The sequence below is a fragment of the Mesorhizobium sp. CA5 genome, from assembly GCF_020165105.1.
Classification (GTDB): Bacteria; Pseudomonadota; Alphaproteobacteria; order Rhizobiales; family Rhizobiaceae; genus Mesorhizobium.
In genome coordinates this window covers 18,059-33,369 of record NZ_JAIUHJ010000001.1, presented here as the reverse complement: position 1 = coordinate 33,369, position 15,311 = coordinate 18,059, and the positions used below count along the sequence as shown (strand labels likewise).

General features: G+C 65.0%; 18 protein-coding genes. 6 read left to right on the top strand and 12 right to left on the bottom strand.

Going from position 1 to position 15,311, the window contains the following annotated elements:
- Window positions 1–6: 6 nt before the first annotated feature.
- Together LB529_RS00185 and LB529_RS00180 are read right to left on the bottom strand one after the other, a co-directional pair.
- A complete protein-coding gene (locus tag LB529_RS00185) occupies window positions 7–822 on the bottom strand; it encodes a CDP-alcohol phosphatidyltransferase family protein (protein WP_411962408.1) in 816 nt (271 codons plus the stop codon).
- Window positions 823–825: 3 nt separating this feature from the next.
- Entirely contained in the window at window positions 826–1,524 is a 699-nt protein-coding gene (locus LB529_RS00180; protein ID WP_224544096.1) for a phosphatidylserine decarboxylase, read from the bottom strand.
- A 177-nt stretch (window positions 1,525–1,701) separates the two neighbouring features.
- On the opposite strand from LB529_RS00180, the gene LB529_RS00175 reads away from it, so the two are divergent.
- Complete coding sequence (locus LB529_RS00175; RefSeq protein WP_411962407.1) at window positions 1,702–2,598, top strand: SMP-30/gluconolactonase/LRE family protein; 897 nt, start codon at window positions 1,702–1,704, stop codon at window positions 2,596–2,598.
- On the opposite strand, the gene LB529_RS00170 is transcribed toward LB529_RS00175, so the two are convergent.
- The 4 genes from LB529_RS00170 to LB529_RS00155 form a co-directional block, all read right to left on the bottom strand.
- Window positions 2,574–2,915 (bottom strand): antibiotic biosynthesis monooxygenase, encoded by a 342-nt coding sequence (locus tag LB529_RS00170; protein WP_224633120.1) that lies wholly within the window; start codon window positions 2,913–2,915, stop codon window positions 2,574–2,576. The two genes, LB529_RS00175 and LB529_RS00170, sit on opposite strands and share 25 nt — an antisense overlap.
- A 294-nt stretch (window positions 2,916–3,209) precedes the next feature.
- Complete coding sequence (locus tag LB529_RS00165) at window positions 3,210–5,093, bottom strand: ABCB family ABC transporter ATP-binding protein/permease (protein ID WP_224709837.1); 1,884 nt, start codon at window positions 5,091–5,093, stop codon at window positions 3,210–3,212.
- The gene (locus LB529_RS00160; RefSeq protein ID WP_095766981.1) at window positions 5,093–5,428 is read right to left on the bottom strand and encodes an ArsR/SmtB family transcription factor; all 336 of its coding nucleotides are present in this window, start codon (window positions 5,426–5,428) and stop codon (window positions 5,093–5,095) included. The genes LB529_RS00165 and LB529_RS00160 overlap by 1 nt, the downstream gene beginning before the upstream one ends.
- 300 nt (window positions 5,429–5,728) lie before the next feature.
- Window positions 5,729–7,252, bottom strand: coding sequence for a LysM peptidoglycan-binding domain-containing protein (locus tag LB529_RS00155; protein WP_224709836.1), 1,524 nt, complete (start codon window positions 7,250–7,252; stop codon window positions 5,729–5,731).
- A gap of 120 nt (window positions 7,253–7,372) precedes the next feature.
- Between LB529_RS00155 and LB529_RS00150 the strand changes: the two genes are divergently transcribed.
- Window positions 7,373–7,984: a TIGR00730 family Rossman fold protein gene (locus LB529_RS00150; protein ID WP_095766979.1), complete on the top strand. Its 612-nt coding sequence runs from the start codon at window positions 7,373–7,375 to the stop codon at window positions 7,982–7,984.
- Window positions 7,985–8,018: 34 nt separating this feature from the next.
- Here LB529_RS00150 and LB529_RS00145 read toward each other — a convergent pair whose 3' ends face one another.
- Entirely contained in the window at window positions 8,019–8,909 is an 891-nt protein-coding gene (locus LB529_RS00145; protein WP_224709835.1) for a LysR family transcriptional regulator, read from the bottom strand.
- 114 nt (window positions 8,910–9,023) lie between these two features.
- On the opposite strand from LB529_RS00145, the gene LB529_RS00140 reads away from it, so the two are divergent.
- Window positions 9,024–9,314 carry a muconolactone Delta-isomerase family protein gene (locus tag LB529_RS00140; RefSeq protein WP_224605453.1) on the top strand — a complete coding sequence of 97 codons (291 nt, stop codon included), beginning with the start codon at window positions 9,024–9,026 and terminating at the stop codon, window positions 9,312–9,314.
- A gap of 27 nt (window positions 9,315–9,341) precedes the next feature.
- Here the strand turns inward: LB529_RS00140 and LB529_RS00135 are convergent, their stop codons facing one another.
- On the bottom strand, window positions 9,342–10,193 hold the full coding sequence (locus LB529_RS00135) for a hypothetical protein (protein WP_224709834.1): 852 nt from the start codon (window positions 10,191–10,193) through the stop codon (window positions 9,342–9,344).
- Between the two features lie 64 nt (window positions 10,194–10,257).
- Window positions 10,258–10,638: a hypothetical protein gene (locus tag LB529_RS00130; protein ID WP_224709833.1), complete on the bottom strand. Its 381-nt coding sequence runs from the start codon at window positions 10,636–10,638 to the stop codon at window positions 10,258–10,260.
- 152 nt (window positions 10,639–10,790) lie between these two features.
- Between LB529_RS00130 and LB529_RS00125 the strand changes: the two genes are divergently transcribed.
- Entirely contained in the window at window positions 10,791–11,561 is a 771-nt protein-coding gene (locus LB529_RS00125; RefSeq protein ID WP_224544106.1) for a pyrroline-5-carboxylate reductase, read from the top strand.
- 186 nt (window positions 11,562–11,747) lie between these two features.
- Entirely contained in the window at window positions 11,748–12,776 is a 1,029-nt protein-coding gene (locus LB529_RS00120; RefSeq protein ID WP_224544107.1) for an isopenicillin N synthase family dioxygenase, read from the top strand.
- Here LB529_RS00120 and LB529_RS00115 read toward each other — a convergent pair.
- Window positions 12,736–13,335 carry a FadR/GntR family transcriptional regulator gene (locus LB529_RS00115; RefSeq protein ID WP_224544108.1) on the bottom strand — a complete coding sequence of 200 codons (600 nt, stop codon included), beginning with the start codon at window positions 13,333–13,335 and terminating at the stop codon, window positions 12,736–12,738. The two genes, LB529_RS00120 and LB529_RS00115, sit on opposite strands and share 41 nt — an antisense overlap.
- 23 nt (window positions 13,336–13,358) lie before the next feature.
- Here LB529_RS00115 and LB529_RS00110 point away from each other — a divergent pair, with 23 nt between their 5' ends.
- Window positions 13,359–14,141 (top strand): glucose 1-dehydrogenase, encoded by a 783-nt coding sequence (locus LB529_RS00110; protein ID WP_224544109.1) that lies wholly within the window; start codon window positions 13,359–13,361, stop codon window positions 14,139–14,141.
- A 29-nt stretch (window positions 14,142–14,170) separates the two neighbouring features.
- Here LB529_RS00110 and LB529_RS00105 read toward each other — a convergent pair whose 3' ends face one another.
- Entirely contained in the window at window positions 14,171–14,653 is a 483-nt protein-coding gene (locus LB529_RS00105; RefSeq protein ID WP_224605400.1) for a DoxX family protein, read from the bottom strand.
- A gap of 174 nt (window positions 14,654–14,827) precedes the next feature.
- A complete protein-coding gene (locus LB529_RS00100) occupies window positions 14,828–15,289 on the bottom strand; it encodes a tetratricopeptide repeat protein (RefSeq protein ID WP_224605397.1) in 462 nt (153 codons plus the stop codon).
- Window positions 15,290–15,311 lie beyond the last annotated feature (22 nt).

Genomic DNA, 15,311 nt, shown 5'->3' with positions numbered 1-15,311 from the left:
GCAGCGCTACCCGATATCCGACGGCGGCACCTTCTCGCCTTCGCGCATGGCCCGCTTGGAATAGGCGCGCACCGACAACGGCAGGAAAAGCAGGTACCCAGCGACGGAAGCCGTCAGCGTGTACCAGGGATAGGTCATCAGCAAGAGAATGTAGAGCACGACGCCGAGGATGACCGGCAGCACCCTGTCGCCCGGCACCTTGACGCTCTTGCCCGAATAGACCGGCAGGCGGCTGACCAGAAGGAAAGCGACCAGCACGGTAAAGCCAGTGGCGACGAAGGCGGCCGGCCGGCCGGGCTCCAGACCGAGCCGCAGGAAATAAAGATAGAGCGGCAGCATGACCAGCACAGCACCCGCCGGGGCCGGCACGCCGACGAAATATTCGGTCTGCCAGGCCGGTTGCTCGGCGTCATCGGCCAGAACGTTGAAGCGGGCCAGCCGCATGCCGCAGGCGATGGTGAAGAGAAGTGCGGCGATCCAGCCTGGCGAGCCGGCGCGGTCGAGCAGGAAGGCATAGAGCACCAGGGCCGGCGCCACGCCGAAATTGACGATATCGGCCAGCGAATCCATCTGGGCGCCGAATTTCGAGGTCGCCTTCAGCATGCGCGCCAGTCGCCCGTCGATGCCGTCGAGGAAGGCGGCAAGCAACACCATGACCACAGCGATCTCGAAGCGGTTCTCGAAGGCGAAGCGGATGCCGGATAGGCCGGCGCAGATGGCAAGCACGGTGACCAGGTTGGGCAGCACCATGCGCATCGGGATCTCCCGGATGCGCGGACCGCCGCTGGCATGGGCCTCGAATTTCTTGAACGGCGCGCCCAACGCTCAGGAAACCCTGACCAAGGGCGTGACCGCGGTGCCACCGAATTCGGCAAGCACGGTCTCGCCGCCAACCGCCGTCTGGCCGACCGCGACGCGCGGCACGGCGCCCGACGGGAGGAAGACGTCGACGCGCGAGCCGAAGCGGATCAGGCCGAAACGCTCGCCGATCGCGATCGTACCGCCAGCCTCGGCCCAGCAGACGATGCGGCGCGCCACAAGGCCAGCGATCTGGACGGCGGCAATCGTGCCGTTGGGGCTGTCGATGACCAGGCCGTTGCGCTCGTTCTCCGCGCTTGCCTTGTCGAGCTCGGCATTGAGGAATTTGCCGGGCTTGTGCTCGATGCGCGTGATCCGGCCGCGCACCGGAGCGCGGTTGATGTGGCACGAAAACACATTCATGAACACCGAGATCCGGGTCATCTCGCCGGAGCCCAGCCCAAGCTCGCTCGGCGGCACGGCGGGGCCGACCGCCGAGACCACGCCATCGGCCGGGCTCACCACCAGCCGGTCGTCGACCGGGGTGACGCGCTCGGGGTCGCGGTAGAAATAGATGCACCATGCGGTCAGGATCAGTCCGATCCAGAACAGGATCGAGGAGAAATAGCCGAGAAACAGCGTGGCCGCGGCGAAGGCGGCGATGAAGGGGTAGCCTTCGCGATGGATCGGAACGAACGTATTCTTGACGGAGTCGAGAAGCGTCATAGGGCTTGGGGGCGGTCCCTGTTTCAGGTTGCGCCTCAATAGCGGAAAGCCCCCCTCCCCGCAACGCAACAATGGGGGAGGCAGCAACGCCGGCGTGCAAGCCTAATTTTTGCTCCGGGTGTCGGAACTCGGCTCCGTCGCGCGTCCTTGGCGAGTGGACACCCAAGGAGCCCGCCAATGCCTTCGCCGAAACCGTCTGCAATGAGTGCCAAGGTCGTCACCGAAGGCCTAGCCTTCGGCGAGTCGCCGCGCTGGCATGACGGCCGGCTCTGGCTTTGCAACTGGGGCACCGGCGAGATCGTCGCGGTGAACGACAATGGCCGGTGCGAGGTGATGCTTATCGTGCCGGCCGTCCTGCCCTATTCGATCGATTGGCTGGCGGATGGACGATTGCTTGTTGTTTCCGGCCGGGAAGGCCTTCTGCTGCGGCAGGAAGCGGACGGAACGCTCGTCACCCATGCCGATCTCAGGCGACTATCCAAGAGCCCCTGGAACGAAATCGTCGTCGATGGGCGCGGCAACATCTACGTCAATGGCGGTGGGCCGGCTCCGGCGCCGGGCGAGCATTTCGCGCCGGGCACCATCGTGCTGATCACGCCGGACGGCACGATGCGGCAGGTCGCCGAGGATATCGCCTTTGCCAACGGCATGGCGGTGACGCCGGACAACAAGACACTGATCGTCGCCGAATCCCACGCCAACCGATTGACCGCCTTCGACATCGCCGAAGATGGGAGCCTTTCCAAGCGGCGCGTCTGGGCCGATCTCGGGAACGACTGTCCCGACGGCAACTGCATCGATGCCGAGGGCTGCGTCTGGTATGCCGACGTGCCCAACCGGCACTGCGTGCGCGTGCAAGAGGGAGGCGAGAAAATCGACAGGGTCGAGGTCGATCGCGGCTGCTTTGCCTGCATGCTGGGCGGCTCCGACGGCAGGACGTTGTTCATCGCCGCCGCCGAATGGCGTGGATTCGAAAACATGGTGAGCGACGCCCGCACCGGCCAGGTGCTGAGCGCCGCTGTTTCGGTGCCCGGAGCCGGGTGGCCTTCCTATAATTCGGGCACGCGCCGATAGTTGGCTATGTCGGCCTTGACGCCGAGGCGCGCGATGGTTTCCTGCGCGCTGAAGGCGATGCGCTCGTGCGCTGCCTTGACGATCGGCACCACCTTGTCGACCGCGGCCTGGCTTTCCCATTCGACCATGGTGACAAGGTTGAACTCGCCGGGGCCGGAAAATTGCTCGAGCAGGAAGTCCTGCACGAAACCCTCCTGCTGGCGCAGCAGTTCATGCGTCATCCTGGCCTTGCTGAGGATTTCGTCGCGCGCTTGCGCCGGCACGACGAATTTGTCGACGCGGAAGACGCTGCCGGTGCGTTGATTGTTGGTGCTCATTTCGATCTGTCTCCACTCTTGTACGAGTTGCTTCGCAGGGGCTCAGAGACGGTTTGCAAGCTCAAGATAGGTTGAGGTCAAGGGGATTTTGCGCCTTTCCCTTCTCCCCTTGTGGGAGAAGGTGGATCGGCGCGAAGCGCCGAGACGGATGAGGGGTGCTGGAAGGAATGAGGCGAGAAAAGAATAGATGCTTCAAGCGCTTAGTCTTGTCGTGCGGCGATCCTTCCAACACCCCTCATCCGACCTCGCTTCGCGAGGCCACCTTCTCCCACAAGGGGAGAAGGGGAACAGGCGCTAGCTCACCTCCGACGTCCTTCTCCTCACAATCACCCCAAGCTCGTCGCCCTCGCGCGCAATGCGCAGGCGCTCTTCGGCTTCGGTTGCCTCGCGCTGGCGGTCCCACATCGAGGCGTAGAGGCCGTGCTTGGCAAGCAGCGCCGCATGGGTGCCGCGCTCGGCGATCTGGCCGTCCTTCAGCACGATGATCTCGTCGGCCGAAATCACCGTAGACAGCCGGTGGGCAATCACGATCGTGGTGCGGCCCTTGCTGACCAGGTCGAGCGCTGCCTGGATCTCCTGCTCGGTCTGGGTGTCCAGCGCCGAGGTCGCCTCGTCCAGCATCAGGATCGGCGGCGCCTTGAGGATGGTGCGGGCGATCGCCACGCGCTGCTTCTCGCCGCCCGACAATTTCAGCCCGCGCTCACCGACCATCGACTTGTAGCCCTCGGGCAGCTTCTGGATGAACGGGCCGATCTGGGCGAGCTCGGCCGCTTTGCGCACCTCCTCCTCGCCGGCGCCGACACGACCGTAGCGTATGTTGTAGGCGATGGTGTCGTTGAACAGCACGGTGTCCTGCGGCACCATGCCGAGCACCGCCCGCAGGCTCTCCTGCGTGACGTCGCGGATGTCCTGGCCGTCGATCAGCACCTGGCCGCCCTGAACGTCGTAGAAACGGAACAGCAGCCGGGAGATGGTCGACTTGCCGGCGCCGGACGGGCCGACGATGGCCACGGTCTTGCCGGCCGGCACCTCGAAGGAGACGCCTTTCAGGATCTTGCGGCTGGGATCATAGGAGAAATGCACGTCGCGGAATTCGACCTTGCCGGGCCCGACCTTCAAAGGCCTGGCATCCGGCTTGTCGACGATCTCCCGGGGCACGTCGAGCAGGTCGAACATATGCTCGATATCGGTCAACCCCTGCCTTATTTCGCGGTAGATGAAGCCGATGAAGTTGAGCGGCACCGAAAGCTGGATCAGCATGGCGTTGATGAAGACGAAGTCGCCCACCGTCTGCCTGCCGGCCTGCACCTCCAGCGCCGACATGCACATGACGACGACCGTGCCGAGACCGAAGATGAGGCCCTGGCCGAAATTCAGCCAGCCGAGCGATGTCCAGGTTTTCGTCGCGGCGAGCTCGTAGCGTGCCATCGAGCGGTCGAAGCGCTCGGCCTCCATGTGCTCATTGGTGAAATATTTGACCGTCTCGAAGTTGAGCAGCGAGTCGATCGCCTTGGTGTTGGCGTCGGTGTCGCTGTCGTTCATGTCGCGGCGGATCGAGATGCGCCAGTCGCTCGCCTTGACGGTGAACCAGACATAGAGGCTGACGGTGACGGCGACCACGGCGACGTATTTCCAGCCATAGGTGAAGGCAAATATGCCGGCCGTCAGCGCGAATTCGAGGATGGTCGGCGCCGTGTTCAGCATGATGAAGCGCACGATGGTCTCGATGCCCTTGGTGCCGCGCTCGATGATGCGCGACAGGCCGCCGGTGCGGCGCTCGAGATGGAAGCGCAGCGACAGCTGATGCATGTGGACGAAGGTGCGGAAGGCGAGCTGGCGCACCGCATACTGGCCGACACGGGCGAACAGCGCGTCGCGCAGCTGGTTGAAGCCGAGCTGGATCAGGCGCAGCACGTTATAGGCGATGACCAGCGCCACCGGCGCCAGCAGGAAGGATGGCAGCGGCGGCGGTGTCTTCGAGCCATGGGCCAGCGCATCGGTCGCCCATTTGAAGAAATAGGGGCCGGCGACCAATGTGACCTTGGCGACGACCAGAAGCAGCGTCGCCCAGGTGACGCGGGCTCTGAGATCGGCGCGGTCGGCCGGCCACATATAGGGCCACAGATTGCGCAAAGTGGTGAGGGTGCCGGCTTCGGCGGATACGGTCTTTTCGGCCACTAGTCTTGCCTTATGGGTGAGAGGCTGGGGCAGCAGGAGTTGACGAGCTGGGTGAGCGAAGCGGAGACGCCCGCAAGCGCGGCGTGGTCGACCGCGTAGCGCGAGCGCTGGCGGTCGGTCTCGAAGCGGACGAGTCCGGCCTCGACCAGTATCTTCAGATGCTGCGAAACGGTCGACTGTGCGAGATCGAGGTGATCGACCACCTCACGGCAGGAGCAGCAGCGGCTGGCCGAGAGATGTTTCAGGATCTCGATGCGCGCCGGATGCGACAGCGCCGCCAGCCGCGCGGCAATGGCACGGCTTTCGGTGCAGCGGGTCTCGGGGGATTCGGACATCGTTCATCGGCGATAGACGATGAACGGTGAGAGGGCAAGCTAGGCGCATGGGTAGATTTGTTGAACGAGATCGCAGCCCTCTCGTTCGTCATTCTAGGGCGTAGCGACGCGAAGCGTCGCGTAGACCCTAGAATCCATGCCGGGACGTGCGCGCGAGATGCCGCGATCGAGAATGGAACTCCGTAGGATGCCTGAAAAAGACAGGTCTGCACCGTGGCATCGCCTTTATGTCACGGCATGGATTCTAGGGTCTGCGCGCGTCGCTTTGCTCCTTGCTCCGCCCTAGAATGACGAAGTGCCTCACTCCGTCTTCGCCGGCGCGGCTGTCATCTGCTCGCCCATGGCCTTCATGTCGGCGGCCTCGCCTTCCTTCGAAGTCGAGGGCACCTTGAACACCTGGCCTGGCCAGATGCGATCGGGATCGCGGATCTGGTCCTTGTTGGCCAGATAGATCGTCGAGAAGCGCGTGCCATGGCCGTAGACGCGGCGCGAGATGCGCCAGAGCGTGTCGTTGCGGCGGATGATGACGGAGCTGTCGGCATGTTCGAGCTTTGGCGCGACCGTTTCGGGCACGTCGGTCGAGGGCGTCGCCTCGGCAACCTTGGCAGCGCCCCCGGCGGCCGGGGCCGGCTTGGCCGCTTCGGCCGTTGCTGTGTCGGTCGTGGTTTCGGCGGTCTTGGTCTCGGCCGGCTTGGCCTCGGCTGGCTTTGTCTTGCTTGGGGCGACGGCGGCGACCGACGCGCCGGCCTCGCGCTCGAACGGGACGGCAGCGCGGGCGACGACCTTGACGCCGTCATTGTCCAGGCCGTCGACATGGATAGTGTAGCTGCCGACCGGAATGTCGCGCGTCGCTTCGATCAGGAAATGCCCGTCGGCCGAAGTCTTGGCGTCGCCGAGCAGGATGGCGTCGGCATAGGCGCGCACCTTGCGGCCGGGATCGGCCGTGCCGGCGACGAAGATCTTGCTGCCGTCGATTTCGACTGCTTCGACCGCGATCTTGGGTTCCGCCGCGGCGGCCGCAGCCGGCGCGGTCGCCTGGTCTGTGGCGGCCGGCGCGGTCGCGGCCGGCGCCGAGGCCGTGCCCGATGCCGCCGGCTCGGTCGTTGCCGGAGCTTGGGTCGCAGGCGCCGCTGCCTGATCGGTCGCCGCCGGCGCCGCCGGCTTGCTCTCAGTCTCAGGAACGGTGATCAGTTGCGAGGCCTTGCCCGGCTCCTCGACCATGGCCAGCACCTGGCCGGTCGGGCTCTGCGGCACCGACACGACGGCGGTCTGGGCCGAGGCAACGGCAATGCCGCCAACCGTCTGGCGCAGCGTGATCGTATAGTCGCCGGGCTTCAGCGGATCGTCGAGCACGATGGCGAAGGCGCCGTCGGGTCCGGACTCGGTCGAGCCGAGCACCGTGCCGCCATTCAAGATCTCGACCTTGGCGTTGGGCGCGGCGCTGCCGGCGACGACGATCGAGCCATTGCCCTCGACCCGCACGACATCGAAGGTCGGCAATGTCGGGCCGGCGGCGGGCGCCTGGGCGGCCGGCGCCATGGCGTTGTTGGCCGGCGCCATCTTATTGGCGGGCGCCATGGTGTTGGCTGGCGCCATCGTGTTCGCCGGAGCCATTGTGTTTGCCGGAGCCTGGGGCACGCGCGCCTCTGTGCCGGTGCTCGAGGATTCAGCCGGTTTCGCATCGGTCTGCGGCAGCGTCGCGACCTGCGCCGGCTTCTGGTCGTTGATGTAAGGATCGAGCGCGCCCGAGCCGTAGGCGACCGCCGCGACGGCGACAACGCCACCCGCCGCGAACAAAAACGCCTTAGAAGGATTGATCGCCATAATTCCGTATTGCCCCCTTAGCCACCTAACGCCCGGTCTAGCGTGTTTTCCCGAGTCCGACAAGAAAAAGCCCGTCCGCGGGCTTGACCCGGCCGACCGTCCCCATCACCAATCATCGCCATGAACACGATTCGATCCGTCTGCGTCTATTGCGGCTCGTCTCCGGGCCGCGACGAGGCCTATATCAAGGCCGGCCACACACTTGGCCGCTCGCTTGCCAAATCCGGGTTGCGCCTCATCTATGGCGGCGGCACCAAGGGCATCATGGGCGCTGTCGCCGACGGCGCGCTCAAGGCCGGCGGTAAGGTCACCGGCATCATCCCGCGCTTCCTGATCAACAAGGAGGCGACCGAAACCGCGCTCGACAAGCTCGACGAACTCTTGATCACCGACAACATGCACGAGCGCAAGCATAGCATGTTCGAGAAATCCGACGCCTTTGTGGCGCTGCCGGGCGGCATCGGCACGGTGGAGGAGATCGTCGAGATCATGACCTGGGCGCAGCTCGGCCACCACCGCAAGCCGATCGTCTTCGCCAACGTCAAAGGTTTCTGGGACCCGATGCTGACGCTGATCGAGCATATGTCCGAGGAAGGCTTCATCCACACCGCGCATAAGGTGAAGCCACTGGTGGTTGACGACCCGGAAGCGATCGTCGCCGCCATCATGGTGGCGGGCTCGTCGGTCGATGCGCCGACTGAAGGGGTGCAGTCGGTGATCGACAAGATGTAGGCAATAGGGAAAGACGACCCCTACTGCCTACTGCCTACTGCCTACTGACTACTGCCCTCCTCAAATCCGCAATCGCCGCCCTCCGATCATTGCGCCGCCAGGCAAGGTGGATCTCAACGCTGCGCTTGAACCAGAACAGGTCCCGGAAGACGATGCCGGGAGGCGCGGTCGAGCGCAGGCTTTCCTGTACCGTCGCCAGGCCCAGCCCGGCGCTGACAAGGCCAAGCGAAGTCAAGGGATCGGCCGTCTCATAGGCGATATCGGGCATGAAGCCGGATTCGGCGCAGGCCGCCAGGAATTGCGCGCGGTTGGTGTCGCCGGGCTGGCGCACGACTGTGATCCAAACGCGGCCGTTGAGATGGCCGGGCGCGATGTCGGCGACAGCGGCGAGCGGATCGCCTTCCGGTATTGCAAGCACCAGCGGTTCGCGCCGCACCAATATGCTCTCGATATCCGGATCGCCTTGCGGCGCCGGCGCATAGACGAAACCGAGGTCGAGGACGCGCTGCCTCAGATCTTCGAATTGCGCAGCCGTCCGCCGGCTGCGCAACTGCAGATGAAAATCCGGCCGCGCGCGGCGGAAATCCCGCAGCATGTCCGCGACCAATCCGGAATGCACCGCGCCCTCCACATAGCCGATGGCCAAGCTGCCTGTGGCGCCGCTGGCAAGGTTGCGGCCGAGCTCTTCCAGCCGCGCAGCATTGGCAAGCAGCGCTCGGGCTTCGGCAAGAAAGGCCCTGCCTTCGGCATTGAGGTGGACACGCTGCCTCGCCCGCTCGAACAAGGCGACACCGAGCTGTTCCTCGAGTTGGATGATCTGCCGGCTCAAGGGCGATTGCGAGATGTGCAACTGCTCGGCGGCACGGCCGACATTGCCGGCCTCAGCCACGGCCACGAAATATCTGATCTGGCGCAGGTCGAGCATCTTCACCTCCAAGATCAGTCCTGAGAAGTCTCAACTATTTCCTAATCAGTCTTGGACAGTCTAATCATGTGGCGCGATACCTTCCAGCATCAACCGGCCACAAAGGAGATCGCCATGCAGTTCTTTGCCCTGCTCACCCGCAACACCCAGAAGTTTGGCGATTCCGATTTCGCGCCGCTGCTGCCGCCCGAATCCGAACAGCGCAAGACGCTCTACGTCCAAGGCGCCGTGCGCCAGATCTGGAACCGCGGCGACGTTCCCGGCAGCGGCATGATGTTCGAGGCGGCAGACGAAAAGGAGGTGCGCGGCCACCTTGCCACGCTGCCGCTGATCGAGGCAGGCATGATGGACATCGCGGCCATCGTGCCGCTCAACCCTTATCCGGGTTTCGGACCGAAGCGGTAAAGCCGCTGCGGCGGCCCACCTGGCAGCCTAACCGCGACCGAAAAGACGACTGAAAAGCCCCGGGCGCGCGCCGCTGTAGCGCTCGGGCAGGGGGCGGGTAAGCAGGAACTGTTCGTGGCCTTCGATGGTCTCGGTACCGCGATAGCTGCATTGCAGCGACCTTGCCAGCGGAACGATTTCCTTCAGCACGGAGCCGAAACCCTCGCCGTCGATCGGCACGTCCTTCGCCATCCTTAGCTCACGCGAGACTATCTCCAGACTCAAGAAGCGGTAGCCGCGCTTTTCAAGTTCGGCGCGCAGCTTCGCCAGAGAAGGCTCGGCGCCCCAGAACTCGAAGCGTGTCGGCCGGATGCGGGCATCCGCGGCGATTTCCAGCCGGAGGTCGCCTATCGCCTCGGCGGGAAGGATGAGCGGCGCCAGCGCGGCAAGCGACTGCTGTTCCAGCGTGAGCGGAAAGGCCAGCGCCTCGGCGGCCTTGCCAGCTATCTGTTCGAAACCGGCGATGTCTTCGGTGGTAAAATAGAAATCGCGGCCGCCCGCGCCATGCTGTTCGGCGATATAACAGGCTGGGCAGTTTGCGGCAGCCAGATCCTGGCAAAGCTTTTCGAGGAAAGCGTAGCTTCGCTGCGATCCCTTGGGCGTCAGCAGAGCGTCTCGCGCCGTCAACTCGTCTGCGCGCGGCGCGAGCTTCAGGCGCAGGATCGGCAGCGATGCGGCGGCTCGCAGCAGCGCCATGTTCACCCGCGTATGGATGAAGAGTTCGCCGCCATCGGGGCGGTAACGTACCAGGGCGCGATGCGGTTCGGCCTCGCGGATGACCTCTTCCGTCTCATCGTTCGAGACCTGTTCGCCGGTGACCGGAAATTGAAGCAAAGTCATGCGATCGCCCCAATCGCGTTGATCGAGCCATCCTGCCAGTTTGTTGCGACCTAGCCTAGATGCCTCACGGCCAGGCGTCCTGCATAGCGTTCACCGACAGCCACGCCATCGCGGGCAGCGCGACGAGCAGCGCCAGCCGCACACCCGCGGATCGCGCTTGGTCGGGCTCTTTGCGCTGGAGCCGGCGCCAGATCTGAAATGCAGCGGCGAGAATGAGCAGCGCATAAAAGCCGGCGAGCACCCACAGGGCTGTCTGGCCGGATATCGCTATGCCGTTTTTCTCGAGCACCTTGCCGGTCAGCATGACCGGCCCGGCGACGAAGAAGGCAATGGCGATGCCGAACAGGAAGCCGATCATGGCGCCCAGGAACGATGTGGCCGACAGTGCCACGAGCACCGCCATCAGGACGAGCAGAGTGATGAACGCGCGCTGGCTCATGGCCACACCCCCGATCGAATGCCCCGGAATCTATCAGTCCGGCCTTAATTGCGCGTAACAGTTGGAATCCTTGCCAGCGCAGTCGGACGGGCCTCCCTTGCCGGCAACGGAACCGTCGCTATTGTCGGCGGCTATCCGAAACAGAGGCGAAAACTTCCATGAAACTTGGCTTTGTCGGCACGGGCGCGTTGAGCTCGGCCATTGTCGCGGGGCTGAAATCGCTGCCGGGGGAGACGACGCCGGTGGTGGTCTCGCCGCGCAACGAGGCGATCGCCGCCGAGCTTGCCGCGCGTTGTCCGGACGTGCGCATCGCTACCGACAACCAGGCCGTGCTCGACGATTGCGACACCGTGATGCTGGCGGTGCGGCCGCAGATCGCGCGCGAGGTGCTGAAGGAACTGCGGTTCCGGCCGGACCATCACGTCGTCAGCCTGATCGCCACCGTGTCGCGCGAGGAGATCGCCGCGCTTGTCGCGCCAGCGGCACAGGTGACGAAAGCCCTGCCTATGCCGATGATCGCCCGGCTGCAGGGCGCGACGATCATCTGCCCGCCGGACCCGATCGCGGCGGCGTTCTTCGGCAGGCTTGGCGGCGTGATCGAGGTCGAGGACCAAAGCGAGTTCGATGCGCTGAGCGTCGTCACCGCGACCTATGCCAGCTATTTCAAATATCTCGACACGATCCACGCCTGGGTGCGCAGCCAGGGTGTTTCGGGCGACAGGGCACGCGACTACATCACCAGCATCTTCAAGGCGCTGGCCAATGCGCCGGATACGGCGCCGGACGAAGATTTCATGCATCTTGCGCAGGACTATGCGACGCGCGGCGGCATCAACGAGCAGGTGCTGCGCGAGCTGACCGAGCGGGGAACATTCGATGCCTTCGCGGAAAGCCTGGAGCGGGTGCATCGGCGCATTGCGGGGAAGTAGCCGGAGGACCCAAGCGGCGATTGCCGATCACTCAGCCGGCAGCATCCGCGGCGACGGCCTCGGCGCGCTGAGCCGGTCGCCAAGCCCGACCGCTCGAACAACGACAACTCTGCCGCGGCTTGTCATCGCGCATGCGCTTCTCCACGATTGCGGCACACGGCTCCCAAGAACCGCTAGGATCATGAGATGAGTGACACTATCCCCGCCATCGACATCGCGCCGCTGTTCGGCCCGACTTCGCCCGCACGCGACGAGGCCGACCGCCAGATCTTCACTGCTGCCTCCGGCATCGGCTTCATGACTGCGCGCGGCTTTCCGGGCGCGGAGCTTCTGACGCGCGAGCGGCGCGGCGAGCTCCTGAAGATCTTCGATTTGCCCGATGCGGAAAAGCGGAAGCTGCTGCGCTGGAATTTCGACCCGTCGAAATCGAACTATTATCGCGGCTGGTTCCCGCTGCAGCCGACCGCGGTGTCCTACAAGGAAGGCATCGACATGGGGCCAGACATCGCCCATGCCGACGCCGGGTTCGCGCCCGACGATCCGCTGCTCGAGCGCACGCCGCTTCCCGCCGAGGCCGATGTTCCAGGGTGGAAGGCGGCCGCCGCGCATTACTACCGCTCGATGGAGAAGGTCGGCGCGGCGCTGATGGGCTCGATCGCGCGCAGCCTCGGGCTTGAGGACGGTATTTTCGACGGCCATTTCCGGGGCGGCATCTCGACGCTCAGGCTGATCCGCTATCCGCTGCGCAGCGAGGACGGCGCGGTCGACCTGTCGAAGCCTGAATATTGGGTCATGCACAAAGGCGAGCGGCGGCTGGTCATCGGCCGTGAGCATGCCGATTCCGGCTTCGTGACACTTTTAGCGCAGGACGGCGTCGAAGGCCTGCAGGCCAGGAGCCATGCCGGCGAATGGATCGACGTGGCGCCCGCCGACGGCTCGCTGGCGGTGAATTTCGGCCAGCTGCTGGAACGCTGGACGGGCGGCGTGGTGCAGGCGACGCGCCACCGGGTGATCGCGCCGAAGACGGCGCGTTACTCCATTCCCTTCTTCTATGAGCCGCGCGTCGACGCCGAGATCGCGCCGCTGCCGATCAGAGGCGCCAGCGACTTCGCGCCGTTCCTCTATGGCGATTACCTGTGGGAGTCGGCGACCAACTTCGTCGAGATGGCCGGCGTCAAGACTTTGCGCAAGCCAAGGCGGCCGGCCGCCGCCTGAATGCCAATGCCTGCCGAGAGCGCGGCAGAAGCTCGATGATGAAATGGCGCGGGGTGGCACTGGCGCGCAACCAGCCCAGCACCGAAGGGTCGAGGAAATTCCAGCCCTTCAGCGGGCGGATGCGCGACCCGCGCCGGGGGCGGGTGAGCAGCAGGCCCTTGGCCGACAGGATCTTCACCGCCTCGCGCGCGGCCCTTCGGCTGGCGCCGAAGCGGGCGCAGATCTCTTCCTCGCCAAGCAGCGTCGCGCCGGGCGAAAACAGCCCGCCGAGTATCTCGCGGCCAAGACTGTTGGCTATGTCATCGTCACCGATGAGGTCTGGTTGCCTGCCATTTGTCCCGGCCCGTTCGAGTCTGCCGCCGAGTGTTACACGTGCGGGATCGACCGCACCGACTAATTGCCAGGGCGGCACAGCCCGCTTGTTAGTCCGATTTATCAGATGAATCGGTTGAATGGAGCCGGGCTTTGCTGCTAGCTGTGCGAGGAAGAATCCCGGCACCCTGCTCAGCAACACTTTGCCGCTCGCCGAGGCCCGCAAGATCAAACTGGCCAGCGACAAATCGCAATCGATGAAGGTGCAAATTGCGTTCGACTGATTATCTCGGCCGTCTCTTCGGCCTTGAAGGCCGGCATGCCTTCGTCACCGGCGCCAGCCGCGGGCTGGGGCTCGCTTTCGCTGAGGCATTGGCTGCCGCGGGCGCACGCGTCACCATCGGCGGCCGCAAGGCCGACGAGTTGAAGGCCGCCGGCAACCGTTTGCGCGCCGAGGGCTACACGGTAGCGGAGTCATTGATCGACGTGACCGACACGCAGTCGGTCGACGCGGCGATCGCGGCGAGCGAAGCCGGCACCGCGCCGATCGACATCCTGGTCAACAATGCCGGCATCCAGCGCCGCGCGCCGCTCGAGACCTTTTCCGACGCCGACTGGGACGCGCTGATGGCGACCAATCTCGACGGTGTCTTCAAGGTGAGCCGCGCCGCGGTGAAGGGCATGGTCCAACGCCGCAAGGGCGTGATCATCAACGTGTCGTCGGTGCAGAGCGCGCTCGCCCGGCCCTCGATCGCGCCTTACGCGGCGAGCAAGGGCGCCATCACCATGCTGACCAAGTCGATGGCCGGCGAATGGGGCCAGCATGGCGTGCGCGTCAACGCGATCGCACCCGGCTATTTCAAGACCGAGCTCAACGCAGCATTGGTCGCCGACGAGAAATTCTCGACCTGGCTCGCCGGCCGCACCCCGATGCGGCGCTGGGGCGATGTCGAAGAGTTGGCGGGCGCGGCGGTGTTCCTGGCGTCGGATGCGGCAAGCTTCGTGACGGGACAGACGCTGCTGGTGGATGGCGGGATCACGAGCGTGTTGTGAGGCCGCCTCACCTCACGCGGACCCGCGTCTCAAACCGGCAAGCTCGTCTCCCCCACCGACGGATGCTGCTCGACGGGCGGATCGATCTTGGTGTCCTTCGCGAACCCAGTCAGCATCCTGTCCATCGACAGCCCGCCCGCGCCGCTGAGCGCCAGGATGAACATGCCGCCGGCAATGGCGAGGTCCTTCTCGAAATGCAGCAATTCGTTCTGGCTGGCGAAGTTGGTGTGGAAGAGGCCGGCCGTCATCAGGCAGAACAGGCCGAGCCCGATCGCGCCCAGCCGCGCCAGGATGCCGAGCGCCACCGACAGGCCGGCGCCAAGCTGCAACGCGACGGTGGCGAGAAGCAGCGGCGTGCCGACGCCGAGCGCGGCCATCGCCTTCTGGGCAGCCTCGAAATGGGTCGCCAGCTGCAGGCCCTCATGCACGAAGATCAGCGACAGCAGCAGCCGGCCGGCAAGCAGGACGACGTCGCTGGCGTGAAGTTTTTCGGCAAGTCTGATCGGTGTCATAGTCGGCTCCAGTCTTTGGAAACAGGCAGTTTGGAAAATGGGCGGTCGCCCGCGTCCATGCAGGTGCGCTTGAGATTGAAAGATCGGAGCCGGCGCGAGGGAGAGGAACGCCGGCTCCGGTTTTCGGGCGCTACCGCCGTGGCGCCCAAAAGGTGGCGAGCTCTTGCGAGCCGCCTATTTCGTCACCTTGGTGGCGATCGCCTGCTTGAGATCGGCAAGCTCCTCGCAGCCGGCCGGACAGAGCTTTTGCAGCGAGGCGAGCTGCTCGTTGGCCTTGGCTATGTCGCCGGTCTCGACATAGAGCTCGCCCAGATATTCATGCGCCGCCTTGTGGTCGGGCTGAAGCTCCAGCGCCTTGGTGTAGTAGGTGAGCGAGGTCTGGTAGTCCCCGGTCTTGCGCAGCGTGAAGCCGAGCAGGTTGTAGACGTCGGCCTGCTGCGTGTCCTGCGCGAGGTCGCGCAGCTCGGCCAGCGCGCTTTGATAGTCCTTGGCCTCGATCTTGGCTTTCACCGCCGTCAGGTCCGGCGCGTCGGCGCCTTCGATGTCGTCCACGGCATAAGCCGGAACGGCGATGGCGATCGGGGCCGCGGTCAAGACCGCAATGGCACCGAGCACCGCGAAAAGTGCGTGTTTCATTGTAGCTGTCGCTTTCTGTTCA

Excerpts from the sequence above, each read along its gene's own strand:
- LB529_RS00180 (WP_224544096.1), bottom strand. The coding sequence starts at position 1,524 with ATGACGCTTCTCGACTCCGTCAAGAATACGTTCGTTCCGATCCATCGC.
- LB529_RS00175 (WP_411962407.1), top strand. The coding sequence starts at position 1,702 with ATGCCTTCGCCGAAACCGTCTGCAATGAGTGCCAAGGTCGTCACCGAA.
- LB529_RS00170 (WP_224633120.1), bottom strand. The coding sequence starts at position 2,915 with ATGAGCACCAACAATCAACGCACCGGCAGCGTCTTCCGCGTCGACAAA.
- LB529_RS00160 (WP_095766981.1), bottom strand. The coding sequence starts at position 5,428 with ATGTCCGAATCCCCCGAGACCCGCTGCACCGAAAGCCGTGCCATTGCC.
- LB529_RS00155 (WP_224709836.1), bottom strand. The coding sequence starts at position 7,252 with ATGGCGATCAATCCTTCTAAGGCGTTTTTGTTCGCGGCGGGTGGCGTT.
- LB529_RS00150 (WP_095766979.1), top strand. The coding sequence starts at position 7,373 with ATGAACACGATTCGATCCGTCTGCGTCTATTGCGGCTCGTCTCCGGGC.
- LB529_RS00145 (WP_224709835.1), bottom strand. The coding sequence starts at position 8,909 with ATGCTCGACCTGCGCCAGATCAGATATTTCGTGGCCGTGGCTGAGGCC.
- LB529_RS00140 (WP_224605453.1), top strand. The coding sequence starts at position 9,024 with ATGCAGTTCTTTGCCCTGCTCACCCGCAACACCCAGAAGTTTGGCGAT.
- LB529_RS00135 (WP_224709834.1), bottom strand. The coding sequence starts at position 10,193 with ATGACTTTGCTTCAATTTCCGGTCACCGGCGAACAGGTCTCGAACGAT.
- LB529_RS00125 (WP_224544106.1), top strand. The coding sequence starts at position 10,791 with ATGAAACTTGGCTTTGTCGGCACGGGCGCGTTGAGCTCGGCCATTGTC.
- LB529_RS00120 (WP_224544107.1), top strand. The coding sequence starts at position 11,748 with ATGAGTGACACTATCCCCGCCATCGACATCGCGCCGCTGTTCGGCCCG.
- LB529_RS00105 (WP_224605400.1), bottom strand. The coding sequence starts at position 14,653 with ATGACACCGATCAGACTTGCCGAAAAACTTCACGCCAGCGACGTCGTC.
- LB529_RS00100 (WP_224605397.1), bottom strand. The coding sequence starts at position 15,289 with ATGAAACACGCACTTTTCGCGGTGCTCGGTGCCATTGCGGTCTTGACC.